14 protein-coding genes and 1 pseudogene are annotated in these 16,978 nt (G+C 39.6%); 8 read left to right on the top strand and 7 right to left on the bottom strand.

Going from position 1 to position 16,978, the window contains the following annotated elements; genetic code table 11:
- Nucleotides 1-12 precede the first annotated feature (12 nt).
- On the bottom strand, nt 13-438 hold the full coding sequence (locus AC2FA3_RS11065) for an MAPEG family protein (protein ID WP_490509609.1): 426 nt from the start codon (nt 436-438) through the stop codon (nt 13-15).
- A gap of 14 nt (nt 439-452) precedes the next feature.
- Nucleotides 453-866, bottom strand: coding sequence for an OsmC family protein (locus tag AC2FA3_RS11070; RefSeq protein WP_055125345.1), 414 nt, complete (start codon nt 864-866; stop codon nt 453-455).
- A gap of 531 nt (nt 867-1,397) precedes the next feature.
- On the opposite strand from AC2FA3_RS11070, the gene AC2FA3_RS11075 reads away from it, so the two are divergent.
- Entirely contained in the window at nt 1,398-1,919 is a 522-nt protein-coding gene (locus tag AC2FA3_RS11075; protein ID WP_068403735.1) for an RNA pyrophosphohydrolase, read from the top strand.
- 84 nt (nt 1,920-2,003) lie between these two features.
- Here the strand turns inward: AC2FA3_RS11075 and AC2FA3_RS11080 are convergent, their stop codons facing one another.
- The 3 genes from AC2FA3_RS11080 to AC2FA3_RS11090 all read right to left on the bottom strand — a co-directional run bounded on the left by AC2FA3_RS11080 (nt 2,004) and on the right by AC2FA3_RS11090 (nt 5,860).
- Nucleotides 2,004-3,098: an NAD(P)-dependent alcohol dehydrogenase gene (locus AC2FA3_RS11080; RefSeq protein ID WP_490509611.1), complete on the bottom strand. Its 1,095-nt coding sequence runs from the start codon at nt 3,096-3,098 to the stop codon at nt 2,004-2,006.
- Nucleotides 3,099-3,325: 227 nt separating this feature from the next.
- The gene (locus tag AC2FA3_RS11085) at nt 3,326-4,165 is read right to left on the bottom strand and encodes an NRDE family protein (protein WP_490509612.1); all 840 of its coding nucleotides are present in this window, start codon (nt 4,163-4,165) and stop codon (nt 3,326-3,328) included.
- An 84-nt stretch (nt 4,166-4,249) separates the two neighbouring features.
- A complete protein-coding gene (locus AC2FA3_RS11090) occupies nt 4,250-5,860 on the bottom strand; it encodes a DUF4139 domain-containing protein (RefSeq protein WP_490509613.1) in 1,611 nt (536 codons plus the stop codon).
- A gap of 169 nt (nt 5,861-6,029) precedes the next feature.
- Between AC2FA3_RS11090 and lgt the strand changes: the two genes are divergently transcribed.
- From lgt to AC2FA3_RS11120, 6 genes and pseudogenes are all read left to right on the top strand, one after another.
- On the top strand, nt 6,030-6,914 hold the full coding sequence (lgt, locus tag AC2FA3_RS11095) for a prolipoprotein diacylglyceryl transferase (RefSeq protein ID WP_490509614.1): 885 nt from the start codon (nt 6,030-6,032) through the stop codon (nt 6,912-6,914).
- A gap of 86 nt (nt 6,915-7,000) precedes the next feature.
- Nucleotides 7,001-7,609, top strand: a pseudogene (gene thyA / locus AC2FA3_RS11100) (thymidylate synthase); the annotation flags it as partial.
- 78 nt (nt 7,610-7,687) lie between these two features.
- Nucleotides 7,688-8,923 carry a tyrosine-type recombinase/integrase gene (locus tag AC2FA3_RS11105; protein ID WP_201546023.1) on the top strand — a complete coding sequence of 412 codons (1,236 nt, stop codon included), beginning with the start codon at nt 7,688-7,690 and terminating at the stop codon, nt 8,921-8,923.
- Nucleotides 8,920-11,787 carry a site-specific integrase gene (locus AC2FA3_RS11110; protein ID WP_201546013.1) on the top strand — a complete coding sequence of 956 codons (2,868 nt, stop codon included), beginning with the start codon at nt 8,920-8,922 and terminating at the stop codon, nt 11,785-11,787. Before AC2FA3_RS11105 ends, AC2FA3_RS11110 begins: the two co-directional genes overlap by 4 nt.
- Complete coding sequence (locus tag AC2FA3_RS11115) at nt 11,787-13,895, top strand: site-specific integrase (RefSeq protein ID WP_201546010.1); 2,109 nt, start codon at nt 11,787-11,789, stop codon at nt 13,893-13,895. The genes AC2FA3_RS11110 and AC2FA3_RS11115 overlap by 1 nt, the downstream gene beginning before the upstream one ends.
- On the top strand, nt 13,892-14,398 hold the full coding sequence (locus tag AC2FA3_RS11120) for a hypothetical protein (protein WP_201546008.1): 507 nt from the start codon (nt 13,892-13,894) through the stop codon (nt 14,396-14,398). The genes AC2FA3_RS11115 and AC2FA3_RS11120 overlap by 4 nt, the downstream gene beginning before the upstream one ends.
- A 171-nt stretch (nt 14,399-14,569) precedes the next feature.
- On the opposite strand, the gene AC2FA3_RS11125 is transcribed toward AC2FA3_RS11120, so the two are convergent.
- Entirely contained in the window at nt 14,570-15,421 is an 852-nt protein-coding gene (locus AC2FA3_RS11125; protein WP_201546006.1) for a thymidylate synthase, read from the bottom strand.
- Nucleotides 15,422-15,721: 300 nt separating this feature from the next.
- Here AC2FA3_RS11125 and AC2FA3_RS11130 point away from each other — a divergent pair, with 300 nt between their 5' ends.
- On the top strand, nt 15,722-16,312 hold the full coding sequence (locus AC2FA3_RS11130; protein WP_068406590.1) for a recombinase family protein: 591 nt from the start codon (nt 15,722-15,724) through the stop codon (nt 16,310-16,312).
- 253 nt (nt 16,313-16,565) lie between these two features.
- Here AC2FA3_RS11130 and AC2FA3_RS11135 read toward each other — a convergent pair.
- A partial coding sequence (locus AC2FA3_RS11135; RefSeq protein WP_490509615.1) for an EamA family transporter occupies nt 16,566-16,978 on the bottom strand: 413 nt, incomplete at its 5' end.

A 16,978-nucleotide genomic window follows, 5' to 3' on the forward strand; every position in this document is an offset into this window, starting at 1 on the left:
CGGCTAATCGGTTTACATACTGACCCGAATTGCTAAGTAAAATAACATCAATGAGCAAGCCATCGACAGCACCCAAAGAATAGAGCGAAAGGTTGCTAAATTAGTAATATAAGCCACGCAAAAACCAATACGAATCAGCACATAAAGCCAAGCGATGGTATTAATAATCAATTGTGGTACAAAAAACAGCATTGCAACCAATACTGCGGCCAAAAATATGGGCAAAGTCTCATAGCTGTTTTGTTGTGCGGCATTAGCCCGCGCGGCAGCTCCCGTTGTCCCTTGTAAAAAATCACGCGGATGCGCATTATCAGCCAAATTAAAGCCGCCAATCGCTTTTGCCGTCAGCGCCATCGCTAGTGGTAGCAAACTTGCCACCACCATCGCCCAAATACCTGCTGCTGCGCTATCGGGAATCAACCCAAAGAATAGACTCATTAGTATAATCTTCCCTATCCGGCAATCACTTCAAAATCGTGAGTCACATTGACCCCGCCCTGCACCAGCATCCGACTGGCTGAGCAGTATTTTTCTGCAGACAGTTTTATTGCCTTTTCTACTTGGCTTTCTTTGACATCTTGTCCCGTCACCACAAAATGCATATGGATATCAGTATAAACCGCTGGCACGGTTTCGGCGCGTTGAGCGGTCAACTCACAACGCACGTCAGTCACTTCTTGGCGCGACTTTTGTAAAATTGCCACTACATCATAACTGGCACAGCCACCAAGCCCTAATAAAATCAGCTCCATTGGACTGGCGCCTTTTTCTTTATCGGCATCGATTTGGACGTTATGTCCTGATGGCGACACACCCATAAAGGCTTTATTTTCTTGCCATGTAACACTTGCTTTTGACTCTGACATCTTAAATATTCCTTGTTTTAATTGGTACGATTTTGAATTCGCATGCTTCTTAATTCACATGATTTTTAATTTGTATGCTGACGGTTTTTTATTTTTTGAAAAACAATATCTGTTAGAAAAATAACTTCTTTTGCTAGTGTAGCATAAGCCAAAACGAGATTTATAACGCCTTGCTGTTGTTAAACTTTTATAGAACGCTTTAGCGTCTATTTTTTATAAAATACCATTTCACACCGAATCTGATTGTTAAGTATTTATCTTGATAGCATTATTCAAAATTATTATTTGTATAAAATCTAGCAAAAATAACTTACAAAAGTCTGCCTATAAACCACTGATTTTAAAGCATTAATCTTGTGAAACATTTTATAGCAAAATACTGTTACACATTTGGGTTGTTTCTTGGTTTAATAACGGTAATGAATCTTATTTTGTCATGGCACCGATAACAATCACCCTATAATAACTATGATTATTGTCACTGTACCTTGTCGAAATAAGCTATTTTTAAAATTTTAAAAGGGTTTAGTCATGATAGATGCAGACGGCTTTCGCGCCAATGTCGGCATCATCTTGGCAAATACACAAGGGCAGGTTCTGTGGGCAAAACGTATTGGTCACAACGCTTGGCAGTTCCCTCAAGGCGGCATTGACCGCGGGGAGACGCCGATGGATGCGATGTATCGCGAGCTCTGGGAAGAGGTCGGTTTACATCCACGTCACGTGGATCTACTGGCGGTCACGCAAGATTGGTTGCGCTACCGCCTGCCGAAACGCTATGTGCGTCATGGGCAGTATCCTTTGTGTATTGGGCAAAAACAGAAATGGTTTTTGCTGCGCTTAGATGAGCCGAATACTCAACATATCCGCTTTGATGAAGGTAAACCAGAATTTGACCATTGGCAATGGGTCAGCTACTGGTATCCACTCGGACAAGTGATTCATTTTAAACGCGGGGTATACCGTCGCGCCTTGCAAGAATTGGTGCGCGAATTACCCCTTAAACAAGAACTGATTATTCCAGAACAAAACAACCATTTGTTGGTGGAATAAATAGTTAGATTTACTTTCTTAATAGTAAATATGAAAAGGCCTGTATCACTGGATACAGGCTTTTCGTATTTATAATGGCTAAAATTATGGTTTGATAGCGATTTTTAAAACGCCATCACGCTGATGCATAAATAAATCATATGCTTCTACAATATCGTCTAGCGCATAAGTATGTGTCACCATCTCTGATAGATCCACACGACCTGACTCAATAACACTCATTAAACGGCGCATACGCTCTTTACCGCCCGGACATAGAGCTGTTCGAATCGTATGATCGCCAAGACCAGCAGCGAAATTCGCTATTGGAATGACTAAATCCTCAGAATAAACGCCAAGACTTGAAAAAGTTCCACCCGGTTTTAATATCTTGATGCATTGATTAAAGGTAGCTTGCAAACCTAATGCTTCGATACTACTATCGACGCCACGCCCACCAGTGATTTTCATGATTTCATCAACCACATCAACTTCTGTGAAATTAAGTGTAATGTCCGCTCCTAATTTCTTCGCCATCGCTAGACGCTGATTGTTACCATCAACAGCAATAATCAGTGACGCACCTTTGAGCCTTGCCCCAGCAGTAGCACATAAGCCAATAGGACCTTGTGCAAAGATAGCGACAACATCACCGATCTGAATATTAGCGTTTTCTGCACCCTTGAAACCTGTCGACATAATGTCAGGACACATCAGCACTTGCTCATCAGTCAGTCCATCTGGTACAGGCGCAAGATTGGCCTGTGCATCTGGCACTAGAACGTACTCTGCTTGTGTGCCATCAATGATGTTACCAAAACGCCAACCACCCGTTGCTTTATAGCCATGGCAAGCGCAACTACCGTCTGGCTGAATGTAGCCGCCATCTTGTGATGGAAAGCCATCTTGACAGGCGTATGAGCTAAAGCTTGGACAAATGGCACCAGCGATCACTCGTTGTCCTTCCTTATAGCCTTGTACCGCCGAGCCTAATTTTTCGATAATACCTACCGGCTCATGACCAATCGTTAGTCCTTTGGCAACAGGATACTCACCTTTAAAAATATGGATATCGGTACCACAAATCGTGGTTGTCGTAATTTTTAAGAGCGCATCATTCGGTCCTACATCAGGAATCTTTTTCTCTACAATCTCAATTTTACCTGGCTCAATAAATATTAGTGATTTCATCATAGTCATGTCACACTCCTTGTGTTGTCAATATTTACTTAATCCACATTAGATTTAGCAATGATTATATTCAGAATAATCCATATTATTAATATAATAGTAGTAACCTAAAGAAAAATCCACAATTAAATTATGGAATTAATGATTGTCCATCACATAGTGCTAAATACTGAGCACAGAATCTCTTATATTAAGTATCATTGAGCATAAATAAAGATCGACGAAATATTCATAAGTTATTCGCTCATATTGTGTTGGTATTCTCGACTGTCTAAGTGAGCATAATGAGTCGTTTGTGATTCGGTAGACTGCGAAGGATTGTTACTTTTATGACTCAACGTTAAAATACTTTGAGTACGGGTACCATAAGTAGGTAGACTTTTCTCAAGATTGGTTAAAGAAGTAGGCGCAATATAGATCGAAGACAAAGCTTGTTCTATTTCAATAGGTACGCCAGTCTCTGGCAGCGCATCCCTTGGCGCTGGTGTGCTATCAGATAGAACATTAAAAGCTGCGTCTTGCCAGTATTTAAAATCACTATTTTCGCTAATTAGTGGCAAAACTTCCTGACGTAATCGACCACGCAGACGTTCGGTCTTAAACCAAGCCTCTTCTGGTTGACCATTAGATAGCACGTACAATCCTGCATATAATGGTGTCGGCGCATGACCACGATTATTAACAATTACCGCTTGCGCCGCATCACCAATAATAAGATTGAAGCCTGCATAATCTTGTAAGCTGATTTGTCGCGCAAAGTCCATCGGGCTTAAACTACTGGTCAAGAAATCCGTGACCAATTCACCACGTGAGCGTTCATCGTTACCTGCCTGTACGCCATCGCGAAAGTTCAATACCGCCGCCCAACGTCCGTTTTGTTTATAAAAACCCTTCTGCTGCTGTTGGTGAATACCCAGCCACGTACCGCCGCTTTGCTTATCGCGTCCTGCATAAACAGGCTTATCTGACCACTGATGTAGTGGCTCTGTCGGACGCTGCAAAAACTCGTCACGATTGGACAGTAACACCAAAGGCAGTTCATCAAATAACTGCCAAGCAATGGCGACGATACACATAATTTTCCTTTTATATGATTAGTATGGGTTTCTTATTTAGCATGTGGCTATGATTTAGTATTCAAAGCTACTTATTATTTACTATTAATTGGTATTTAACTGTTTATCCGCAGGGTAACTGATTTTATACGTCGACTGCACTACCTGAGATTTTTTACTTGGTAAATCAAACTCCCACGCGACCATACCTTTATTATCATTCCAATCTTTTGTGCTAATCACTGGTGTATGTGTTGCGCTTACCTTAATACTGTCATCACTACTCACAGGCTCTGCACCTAACACTTGCAAGCGCACGCTACGATTGTGCTGATTGGTAAACTGATAAGCTTGGGTGATGGTTTTGGTTTGTTGACGGTTAAACACGCCTTTATCACCTTTTTTATCTTCATCAGTCAGCTGTTTCACAAGTAGGCTCGGATCAACACCAAAACCAATACCCTGCTCTTTTAGGCTCTGGTAATCATAGCGCGACTGACCAACATAATTATCGTCGCGGTACAGTTGCAACGAGCCATCTGCCCAAGCCGGTGTCAAAAATGGCGCAGACGCATACCAATAAGCGGCAGTCTCGGCACTAGGCGTGCTGCGTAGCCATAGCTTACTAGTGCCAGATTGTTCATCGATAATAGTGCGTACGCGCCTGCCATCACTAGGAATACTGACACGCTGCGGCAGGCGATACTCAGTGATACCATTTTTATTTTGACTGCTCACCGTAAAGCTCGGTAGCGGTGGCATACTTTCTCCCGATGCACCGCCGCCATAACTGTCTCGCGCAGAAACGACTATTGGAGCTGCCTCCATCATAGGCGATGCATAACGGCTTAACTTAGCTTGCTCTTCTTCATACAATGACAAACGCTCGACTCTGGGCAGCTGACTGGTGGTCGTTTGATTGGGATTAACGGTGCTTAAAATAACTGGCACATTACTCCAGTTCTCTCCCGTTTGTTGGGCGATGACGGCAGAGGCGGTGATATTAAGCTGCTTGCTGTCTGTATTTAAGCGAGCTTGATAAGTCGGCTCCCAACTGGCACCGCGCACCTGATAATGCAGTTTAACGGTACTTGGCGTACGACTGGCGGTACGTACACTGACTTGGGTCACACTATTCTGTTTTGAGGTAGTACTGCCCGCCAGAAGCTGATTCAGCGCATCTTTCGCTTGCGCCTCTCGCTGTTGTAGCTCGACAATTCTTTTATTAATACTGGCCGCTTGCGTCTCTAAATCGCGTGCATTATTGGCAAGGGTGGCAGTCGTATTGATTTGCGTGACCTTGGTCAAATTTTGCAAATAAGCTTTGGTTAAACGCGCTGCTTCTAATTCAGCACTGATATCGGCAAGATTATTTTTTTGGTTCTGTACTTTGGCGTCGCCTTGATACTGGCCATATTGACACTGCGACGCTTGCTCAGCGCTCAACGTTTCGATACTGACTTCGCCAACATTGACATTGCCCAATGCTTGAACACTGATACTATCTGGTTCGATGGTTGGCGATAAGCAAGAAAAAACCAGTGTCTGCTCGCCGCTACCGCTAATTGGCAAAGTACGCGTTACACTGGCTAAGCCTTGGTAAATAGTGATGTTCTCAATATTGCTAATCGCGGCCTGGGCATTTATAGGAACCCACAGCGTTAAGCCTGAAGCTACTACACCTAGCACGGATAATGTCGATAAATATGGCTGCATAAAGGTTCCTTAGAAATTGAAGCGCTTTTTTTTCATCTTATCGGTTTTTACGGCGCTTTGCTATTCATTCAATGAACCATTCATTTATCCATTTATTTATCATAGTATTCCCAAGGGATGAATTTTGCTATTATGAGCTACATTCCATTATCAATAATATGATTCTCTTATGATGATTCACCCTCAGTATGATCCCGTAGCGCTATCTTTGGGACCAGTGGAAGTGCACTGGTATGGCCTAATGTATTTGCTAGCATTTGCCGCCGCTTATGGTCTGGCTTGGTATCGCAGCACCAAACGCGACAATTGGACCACCGATATGGTCTCTGACTTGGTCTTTTATGGGGCGCTTGGCGTCATTTTAGGCGGTCGTATCGGCTATGTGCTGTTTTATCAGTTCGGTGAGCTTTTGCAGAATCCTGCGTATTTGCTACGAGTTTGGGAAGGCGGTATGTCTTTCCACGGCGGTTTTATCGGCGTCATGCTAGGTATGTGGTTCTTTGCGCGTAAATATAAGAAGACCACTTTTCAAGTGTTCGATTTTATCGTGCCTTGCGTGCCGACTGGCTTATTATTCGGTCGCATCGGTAACTATATCAATGGTGAGCTATGGGGCCGCGTCTCAGACGGTGGCTACAACTGGCTGACATATTTCCCGCAAGCCGCTGCCTTTGATACGCAACAACTGCAAACCAATCCTGAGCTACAAGAGTTAATGCTTGAGGTAAATGGGCAGTATTTACTACCGCGCCACCCATCACAGCTATACGAAGCCTTTGCCGAAGGTCTGCTGCTATTTATCTTTTTATGGTGGTATTCATCAAAACCGCGCCCACGTATGGCAGCATCTGCGGTGTTCTTATTAGGCTACGGTATCAGCCGCTTTATCATCGAGTTCTTCCGTCAGCCAGACGCTGACCAAGGATTTATCTTATTAGGCTGGATGACCAAAGGGCAGCTCTTAAGTGCACCGATGATTATCGCCGGCTTAATCATGCTGATTTATGCTTATAAGCGCGGTATTTATGATTGGGGTAAGCAGTCAGCTTATTAGCCCTTACTTAGCATCAATGTCTTTATTAACAGCGATATAAAGAATTATATTAAAGATACGTTTTAACAGCGTAAAAGAGCAATTTTATGAGCAGTCATTACCACAACAGTAAAAATGAGCAAGCCTATTTAGACTTGCTACAACACGTCCTTAGTCATGGTACCGAAAAAGGCGATCGTACTGGCACCGGTACGCTAAGCCACTTTGGCGCGCAGCTACGTTTTGACTTGGCAGATGGATTTCCCTTACTAACTACCAAAAAAGTCCATTTTAAATCTATCGTCTATGAGCTATTTTGGTTTTTAAGTGGCAGCACTCATGTCGATTATTTACAAGAAAATGGCGTGCGTATTTGGAATGAATGGGCAACGGCAGAGCAAACGGCGCGCTTTAACCGTTCTGCTGGTGATTTAGGGCCAGTTTATGGTCATCAATGGCGCAATTATGGCGCGACCAAAGATGAAAACGGTATCTACAATAACGATGGTATCGATCAAATCAGCCAAGTCATTGAGCAAATAAAGAATAATCCCAATTCACGACGCTTAATCGTTTCTGGCTGGAATCCCGCTGAAGCGGAGCAAGTTGCTTTGCCACCTTGTCATACCTTATTTCAGTTTTTTGTGGCCGACAATAAACTGTCATGCCAGCTCTATCAGCGCTCAGCGGATTTATTTTTATTATCCCCCTATAATAGGAATTCACAGTATGGAGCAATGAAACATATATAATAGTATCCATACTTCAGCTTTTAGATCGATGTGGCAGATATTATGGATATTAAAGTTTGTACCGATATAGAACTAGATTTATCAGAGTCTTGTTTAATCAGTAAGACTCTAAACTTATCTTTGGATCAAATAGTTAAGGTTAATGGAGTCGGTGTATTTGATGACAATGGTAAGATCCTTCCTATTATCTCTGAGTACTTATCGTATCATTCTAATCATGAAAAAATATCCTATAAATCAGCCGCTACATACGGTAAAAACCTAACTTATTTCTTGAACTACATTCGTACTCGCCCAGAATACGATAATAATGAGTCTGATGAGGTGTTCATTACAGTTCCAGGATATGTGATTCAAGAGTACCTAACGTTCTTAATTAGTGAGGATAATAAAAGCTCATCTACTGTTAGGAACCGCGATGCTACGATACGTGCTTTCATTGAATACCTTTGTAGCCCTACAGAAGATCGTGAACCGCTTAGAGAAGACAACCCATATAGTAATGGGTATCTGTCAAAAGTACCGAAGAGAACACAAATTAACTCGTGTAGTCTTGATGACCTTTTCATTTTGATCGAATCTACTAATTCAGAACGAGAAAGAGTTTTACTGCAATTTCTATATGACTCTGGCTTACGTCGTTCAGAGCTACCTCGAGTTACTCTCCAGGACTTTCAAGATACTAGTAGATTTAATTCTGAAAGCTTTATTTCCTCCAATACCGATCAGCCTATTCATGCCAACTATGTACCTTTAAAAGTAAAAGGAAGTAAAGGTCGTGGTAATCAGATTAAACCACGCTGGACTCTAATTAGCTCAGCAACTATCAAACGTGTGCAAAAATATCACGCATCTCCCTTGTATAAAAAATATGCTCGTAAATATTTAAAACCATCTGAAACACCAGCGTTCTTTAATGCCAAAGGCACTCCCTATACTCCAAGCTCGATCAATAAGCTACTTGAACGTGTCAGTAAACGCGCAATCAAGCACGGTCGACTCAATCTAATGATCTCACCACATAAGCTACGGCATGGCTACGCTTATGCGATATTACAGTCAAATGATTTAGGAGCCGATTATTTAGATCGACTCGTTATTGTCCAAAAAAATCTAGGACACAACCAAATTAATACTACTCATATGTATACAGACATTCCTCATGACATCTATAACAGTATGTGTGACGAGAATGGTGACTTACTAACTAGAGCTGAGAAGATGAGGCGCTTATCTGAACAGACACAATTAAAAATTGGCATTAAGGACATCAAATGAAAAGGGATGGAAGAGCCACTGATCAATTGGTAAGTACATGGGTAGAAGGCTTATTAAAGAGTCCAAACCAACTCTTAGCCATACCACTTAACAGCCATTTAAACGCCCCTTGGGGCGTCAATATCACGTCTAAATTTTTAGCTGAAAAGACATCTATCACGATCAATGAAGCTACTGCACGAAAGCATCTCACTCTTCCATTGATAGAGAAAATGGCTGAGATGAAAGTTGTCATAAAAGGAGCCTCTAGTATAGAAAATATAACTCGACCGAAAATATTATATTGGTATAGCAACTTAAGTTTTGATGACAAGAAAAACCTTCCTCGTTTGACTAAATCTATAAACAATATCTGCTTCAAATCAATAGGACGCGAGCAGGGCTACTGGTATTATTTAGCAACTCAATATGAATTGATAGCAAAAACAATCGATGAGATTCATGAGAATCTCCTTAAACTGGGAATTATAAGTGCTGATTTTAATACAGGCGAGTCAAGAAAGCGTTCCATTAGAGACGACGAATCTGCTATCTTAGAGTGGGTATCGAAAATAGTTGGAGATACAGAAGCGCTGTGGGAAGTACCAATCAGTAAGTCTGATAGTACTTTAGGTTTCGGTGTATATGTTCAGTATATTCAAAAGGCTGTAGGTATCCCATACTCTATTGCACAGAAACACAGGGCTCTTACAAATCGTTTAATTGAGAAGATGATTGAAGAAGGGATTCTAGTGCTGCCAGATGAAAGCTATGAAGCTGCTGGCATCGAAAACAGGAGGAAACTATTAAACTGGTACAGACAGCTATCTGAAGAAGAAAAGCATACATTACCTATTTTTGGCAATAAGATTTCAATTGGGAAAATACCTTCAGGACAGTTCCCTATAAAAACCAGCTCCTTAAAATTTAATGTTGTTAAAGATGCTTTTGATTTAATCCATCAGGATCTAAAGGAACTTGGAGTAATAGATCCTAACTATAAGAGTGTTGCTGAACGAATATATATAAAAGACAATTGTAGAGAAGAAATTAATGAGAATCAGCAAGAACGTTTTAATAGACTAGCACTAGGAGAATTGAATACTAAAAGCGACTTTATTGACCCTTCAGAAGTAGAACCTTTTATTCAAGTTGAGCAACTATTTGCTTCGAGCAGTAAAACTGTACCTTCAGAATCAGGAAAGGAGAATTATAGAGTTGCGAGTAATTTATTTATAAAATTCTTATCTAAATTATACGGAAATGGACCTCTCAGTATCATAGAATATTTTGATGAGCATCTCCTATCTAGATATCGGAAATATTTAGAGCACAAGATAATAAATAAAGAAATATCAAGCCATCATGCAAATACAGTTTTGAGTTCAGTACGTAGAGCATTGGTTCGGCTAACTCAAATACGTGATATAGAATATAGTTTTTTCGATATAAATGGATTTTTTACAAGTAGAGAAACTGATGCTAACAAACCATTTACAATGAACGAACGCATCCAAATATTAGATGCTATTGAAAAAGAACTGAGTGAATCTAGAAAAACCCTTATACCCTATAATAAAATGGGTGTAGGCGAAAATCCTTTAAATAAAAAAGGTTTTATAATAAAAGGTCTCTCAACGCTCGAGAATGCACGATGGCTATTTGAAAACCCTTTGATGTGTAAGCCAGTCCATCATAATACAGCGAAATCACCTATCGAGAAAGCTTTCTTAAGAATTATAGCCAATTCAGACAATGGTCTGATTGAGATATATGACGAATGGGGTGTTACCCCAATGATAAACATAAATACACTAACGCCTTACGTTTTAAGGCTTGCTCAAATTACTGGTTTAAATGCAAATCCTTTACTTTCTCTTGATATAAACGATTACGTAGACTCCCACCCAGCAACATCACGGCCATGTCTTAGATATTGGAAAGAACGGTCTAATGGTCATAAAGAATACCACCTTGATCTTTTTAATGCAGAACTGACATGGCTTACATCATCTCAAGCTAAGTCAATAAAAGTTATTTTTGAAGAGTTAGTCCAATTGACGAGTGGTTTTCGACAAGACATTGAAGATGACGCTTTTAAAGATAGGTTGTTCATCTATCAGTCAGATAGTACAAAGAAGCACGGCAGAGTGTCTCCAATATTAGGAAATGAAGAAAGAAAGGCAAAAGCATTGGGAAATAGTTTGTCTAGGTTTGTTGAGAAATATAATTTAAAAAATGATGCAGGAGAGCCGCTAACTCTTAATATAAGTCGGTTTAGACCAACCTTTGTTAGTGAGATGTTAGACGGTGGAGTGACTTTACGCGAAATTCAGCTCATGTTAGGGCACTCCTCAATCCAAACGACTATTGGTTACCTCGACTCTTTTGACTTCAATACGGTAAGTAGAGTAAAGATAAACGATAAACTAAAAGAAATACATCAATCTACTTTGAATAAAAAAATCCAAGAAGTACCACAAGAAGTACAAATTAGAGATAATAACGAATTAGCAATAACCTTCCATACCCCTTTAGCAGAATGTAGAAATATTTTCGACCCTCCAGATTTTGTAAAAAACCTTTCGTCCTATATTCCTGGTACTCCATGCTCACAATACAATAAGTGTTTGGGTTGTGACAATGTCATTATTACAGCCAAAAACCTCCCTGAAATCTTTGCAATGAAGCGTGACTATACGCTTTTGACAGAGCACACTCGCGTTATGGACACCCCTTATGGGCATGTCATTTCAGAGAATATGGAAATAATAAAAGGCATTACAGACCCAGAACTTTCTGATTTTTCTTTAAAGGAGTTAGAAGATGGAAGACGTCTAGCAGAGTATATTGAAACAACAACACTAGTTGATGGGGTGATTTAATGGACTATGAAACAAAGTTAAATGTACTAACAGGTTTTGTAGAACATCGTTCCTATATTTTAGATGCTTTAGACCTTACGAAAGATCAAAATAAAGAGTATTTCCAGCATAAGCACGCAGATGATATAGAGTATATGACGTCTCTTATAGACAAACCTGTATCAAAATTATCAAAATTTTCTGACGGCATTTGGGATTTTAATAAAGATTATCCTAATGCTGCAAGAAATGTTCAGGGTCCAAAGCTCCGCATTATTTTTTCAAAATATACAGATATTCCGGTATTCGTTTTGATAGAAATGAAAATTATATTTGAGTTGGCTTTGCTCAACAATTCAATTTTTAAGCTTCAGAAAAAAGATGGTAAAAGTCGATCAAAAAAAACATTAAAAGCTAACTCCTTGATTCCGATTTTTGAAAGCGGTTTAACATTTATCAATGAAATATTCAGACAAGCGTCTTATGATCTAGGCTCCGCGTTCGTTCAGGAAAGGATCAGAACATTATCCGATATAACACCCGACCTATATTACAAAGCCGCTAAAAACTACGATCGCGTAAAAGGTGTAGAGCTAGATAGATTTTTCAAATATCTACGCAGTCCAGCTTCTGTTAAGTATGTATTTGAAAAGCCTATCGCTTATGTAGAGTTAAATAGCCTGAAATGGAAGAGACTTGCTAATATTAATACTTCGAAAAAAGAACAAGTACTGCCAGATCTAGTATTTGAAACTCTGTCAAAGATAGCTTCTTTTATTATAGTTGACTTTTTAAGTGCTATAGGGGCTGAAGAAAAAATATCTGATGTCAGCTCTTTAGAGCGTTTCAATACAAGCGACTATTTGTCATGGGCTGATCAAGAACAAGTCACTCATGAAATTCTAAATGGGTATATTGCTATTAGACTAGGAACTAAAGGTTATTCTGCGAGTTTCGTTACAAATATAGTGGAACCCTATAATTGGATGCTCAACAAACATTCTCATGTCATGGGTGGACGGACTTTGCGTGAGAAGTTATGGGAACGTGGTTATAAGCTAGATAATCTTAGAGAATACTTTAACCTCGTGGCGTATGCATGCATGTATTTAGTAGGTCAGTATACAGGTATGAGACCATCTGAACTATCAGAAGTAAAAGTTCAGGATTGTTCATGCTTAGTTCAAAGTGATGGCGTTTGGCTGATTGAAAGTACGGTCAAAAAACATAAGGATGAGAGTAGTACGGGTTTGTTTGACGACAGATGGGTAGCTATACCGATTGTTCAAGATGCAATATTAGCAGCTTCATATATTTCAAAAATTAAAGTTTCACCTTATTTAGTTTCTAATGTAGATACTGTTAAGCCAAATTGCCTTCCTCAGGCAATGGGTAGTACTGGCATTATTTATCAGATGAATAATTTTATTAGTAAGCTATTGGGTGAAAGCACTGCTGATGAAATAAAGTTCAACCCCTACATGCTAAGACACACGTTAACATATCAATTGTTTAAGGCTGAAGTGGGTCTACCTCTAATATCATTTCAACTGAAGCATTTTGTAGAGAGTATATCCAAATATACATCTACTGGCTCTACTTCAACAGTAACGCTGGGTTATGGTGATATAGGTGAATTGCTGTCAAAAGATGGGAATCGAAAAGGTGATAAAAAATCACTACGTCGAGCAGCTGAATTAGAGGCTATTAAAACTGCCCATAATCCAAATGGCATATATTATGGTGGTAAAGCGAATGAGCATAAAAAAGGTCTGATCAAGACGTTTAGTGGATATATAGCTGAAGGCTATACGGAAGAGGAAGTGTATGAGGCTATGGTAGATCAAGGGGTTGCCATGGTCTATATGGGACAAGGACTCTGCTATGGTGGTAGAGCGGAAGAATATGACTCAAGCCTACCATGTATTGGTTCACTACGTTGCAACCCAGCTCGATGCAAACAAGCCGTTGTAACTATTAAACATGCTCCTAAATGGCGTGAAGTTTATACGTTAAATAAGGTCAATCTCAACAAGCCAGAATATTCACACAATCGGGAGCAAATTCTAGCAGCAATGAACGAAGCCAGAATGGTATTGGAAAATCTTGGTGAGGAAGTTGAACTATGAATGCTTATGACCAAAAGAATAGCGATGATTATGAAGCAAACACATTGTCATTGAAAAAGGCGTTATCAGACATTGAAGGCAACAAGAAGTTGAAAGCCACTATAGCACAACTTTCAGAAATGACTGGTATTCATCGGAACACCATCTCAAACAGAGTTTGGCCTGTCCAAAAGCTAAAACAGATCAGAGAGGCCCGAAAGACTAAAGAGAAATCACATGAAAAACAAGTACATTTAAGCACTACCGATGTAAAAAATGCACTTGAAGCAAAGCTAAGTCGAGCACAAAATGAGACTGTTTACTGGTTTAATGAACATCAAAATATGAAACGTGTCGCTCAACATTCAGATAAACGGTTACAAAAAATGAGAGAGTCACGAGATTACTATAAGACACTATCTGACACAGATAAGAGGTCACTATCAGAAGCTAAACAAGAGATTAAAAAATTGAGAAAAATGTTAGCTTTAGAAGATGTAACATCGAACCAGCTGATGCACTAGTCTATCGAAAACTACCTGTGCTATAAAAAGTATAAATTTAATTGCCTTTTAATTAAAAGCCAGCGAGAGCTTAGCTAATAAACATATACCCTATAGCATAAATCACATATATTAATACTTTATGCTTAACAGAAATTTATAACCTTTCTCAACTTTTACCTTATATTTATATCAAACTGAGAATGGATACGCAATAGACTGATGATACTGGTATCCTTCAACCTCAAAGTCGTCCAATGTTACCCATGTTTCAATATCTTCGAGAGACTTAATTTCAGGGTTAATGTGAAGTTTAGGGGCTGGATACGGTTCGCGTTTTAATTGCACATCACGCATTAACTCTAATTGGTCTTCATATATATGTGCATTTACAATCTTGTGATAAGCTTTTCCAGCCTCATGCCCCGTAATTTGAGCCATTAAAGCCAATAAAGTAAAAACCTGGACTTGATTGAAATTTTGACCTAATGGCACATCACAGGAGCGCTGGGATGAAGTTAAATAAAGCTTTCCTCCTAACAATGAAAACGTATGGGTATGCATACAAGGACGCAAACATCCCATATGGAACTCACCTGGATTATAGAAAGTTAGGATTTCACCTCGATCATCAATACCGTTCCGCAAGTTATCATAAATCTTACGAAGCTGGTCAAACTCCTCTCCTACTGAGTTACGCCACCTCCGTCCCTGTACACCATATACTCGGCCCATATCATCCTCACCTTTACGATAAGGATTAGCTAACCAAGCTTCATTTTCATTGGCATTGGCACTCCATGTATTGCATCCAATAGCTCGAAACTGAGCTGCGCTATCATAACCACGTAGATACCCCAATAACTCTGCGATAGCCGTTTTCCAATAGCTCTTTCGAGTAGTCACTAAAGGAAACTCATTAGCGCCTACGTTGTATTCTAAATCAGCATTAATAACGGTTAAGCAGCGCTTTCCAGTCCGTTCATTTTCGACCCATACGCCTTCATCAACTATACGTTGACATAAATCTAGATATTGTCTCATTCAATAACCTTAATTGGACTGTATACTTTTCTCATGAGGTAATTTCTTATTGGCCCGTGATCACAACACATTTTACCTCATGATTTTATTGAGCATTATAAAGTTTAAAGGCATGAATGTACAAACCTGTTCGTAAAGACTCATTGGCTTAAAAGTCTATCAATAGACTATACCTAAAAAATAAAACCTCTAAACGATACTCTATCTATCATTAGACTTATTTCTATTATTAAATGATATTAATATCATGATATTATCAATGGACATTAATTTATAAGTCTAAATAATATAGGTGGCGTTATGACCGTTCGTATTTATGTGAGAGCCAGCACTAAGGATCAAGACGCTAAGAGAGCCTTGTCTGACTTGATTAGCTTTAGCCAAAGCTATAACGATAACCTTGTTGAGTACGTTGAGCATTTCAGTGGTACAAAGCTCGATAGGCCAGTATTAGCTAAGCTATTAAAGGACGCTGATCAAGGCGATATTCTGCTGGTTGAAAGCGTGGACAGATTAAGCAGGCTATCTCAAGATGATTTTGCAATTCTAAAGCAGCGCATCAAAGACAAGGGTTTGCGATTGGTGGTGGCTGATCTACCAACTACGCATACGGTAAGTAAAGGCATGACAGGTGAGATCCTAACAGTGATTAACCATATGCTGATCGACTTATTAGCAACGATGGCAAAGCTTGATAACGATAAGCGTAGAGAGCGTATTAAGCAGGGGTTGGCGAACAGTGGTTATAAGCCCACTGGTAAGAAGCCTAATACAACGAAACACAATCGTATTAAAGAATTAGCCAGTCAAAACAATATGACGAAAGAGGAGATTGCTAAGGCGGTTGGTGTTGGGGTGGCTACGGTCTATCGGGTGTTAAAGCAGGGCTAACAGCTGAATAGTTGAGGTATTTTAAATAACAGTTTGTCTTTTTTATAGACACGATACTATTAGATACATAAGAACCAACTTGGAAGTTTTTAATCATGCAACCGACTTATTATAGTGTCTAACAAGTAATCTACAGTTTCGTCAAGCATGAACCGATGTAAACGTTAAATAACATTTTAGTCTGATTCATAACTTTTATTATTTCTTATTATTTATGGCACATCAGCTTGATTAGGTTTTAAAAGCTATTATCCTACCCAGTTTTTTGTCTAAGCCTCATAGATTCGAGAGTAGCTAGCCATATCAAAGGTAGGATAATCAGCGCAGAACCTATTAACAAAGTCATATTTGGTACTTCGTTAAACCATATGATTCCAACCACCACCGCCCCTAGTAAACCTGAGTATTCCGCACTAGAGACTTTGTATGCTTCAATGTGTCGGTACACCTGTACGCATATACCCGCATAAATCAAAATAAATACATTTGAACTGGCGGCCGTAATCAATGAGCGCCAATCAAATGGCTGTCCTTCCCAAATAGCCAAACCAAGCGCAAATGGGATTCCTAATAAATTGGTCAAAAGTAGAGTTTGATAGACAGTATGATGTTGTGGAAGTTTACGAACTAACAGATTGTTTAGCGCCATGGTTACCGCCACTATAA

This window comes from Janibacter sp. CoH_79_TC_3 (genome assembly GCF_058197955.1).

Excerpts from the sequence above, each read along its gene's own strand:
- AC2FA3_RS11075 (WP_068403735.1), top strand. The coding sequence starts at position 1,398 with ATGATAGATGCAGACGGCTTTCGCGCCAATGTCGGCATCATCTTGGCA.
- AC2FA3_RS11065 (WP_490509609.1), bottom strand. The coding sequence starts at position 438 with ATGAGTCTATTCTTTGGGTTGATTCCCGATAGCGCAGCAGCAGGTATT.
- AC2FA3_RS11090 (WP_490509613.1), bottom strand. The coding sequence starts at position 5,860 with ATGCAGCCATATTTATCGACATTATCCGTGCTAGGTGTAGTAGCTTCA.
- AC2FA3_RS11110 (WP_201546013.1), top strand. The coding sequence starts at position 8,920 with ATGAAAAGGGATGGAAGAGCCACTGATCAATTGGTAAGTACATGGGTA.
- AC2FA3_RS11105 (WP_201546023.1), top strand. The coding sequence starts at position 7,688 with ATGGATATTAAAGTTTGTACCGATATAGAACTAGATTTATCAGAGTCT.
- lgt (WP_490509614.1), top strand. The coding sequence starts at position 6,030 with ATGATGATTCACCCTCAGTATGATCCCGTAGCGCTATCTTTGGGACCA.
- AC2FA3_RS11120 (WP_201546008.1), top strand. The coding sequence starts at position 13,892 with ATGAATGCTTATGACCAAAAGAATAGCGATGATTATGAAGCAAACACA.
- AC2FA3_RS11070 (WP_055125345.1), bottom strand. The coding sequence starts at position 866 with ATGTCAGAGTCAAAAGCAAGTGTTACATGGCAAGAAAATAAAGCCTTT.
- AC2FA3_RS11085 (WP_490509612.1), bottom strand. The coding sequence starts at position 4,165 with ATGTGTATCGTCGCCATTGCTTGGCAGTTATTTGATGAACTGCCTTTG.
- AC2FA3_RS11130 (WP_068406590.1), top strand. The coding sequence starts at position 15,722 with ATGACCGTTCGTATTTATGTGAGAGCCAGCACTAAGGATCAAGACGCT.
- AC2FA3_RS11125 (WP_201546006.1), bottom strand. The coding sequence starts at position 15,421 with ATGAGACAATATCTAGATTTATGTCAACGTATAGTTGATGAAGGCGTA.
- AC2FA3_RS11080 (WP_490509611.1), bottom strand. The coding sequence starts at position 3,098 with ATGACTATGATGAAATCACTAATATTTATTGAGCCAGGTAAAATTGAG.
- AC2FA3_RS11115 (WP_201546010.1), top strand. The coding sequence starts at position 11,787 with ATGGACTATGAAACAAAGTTAAATGTACTAACAGGTTTTGTAGAACAT.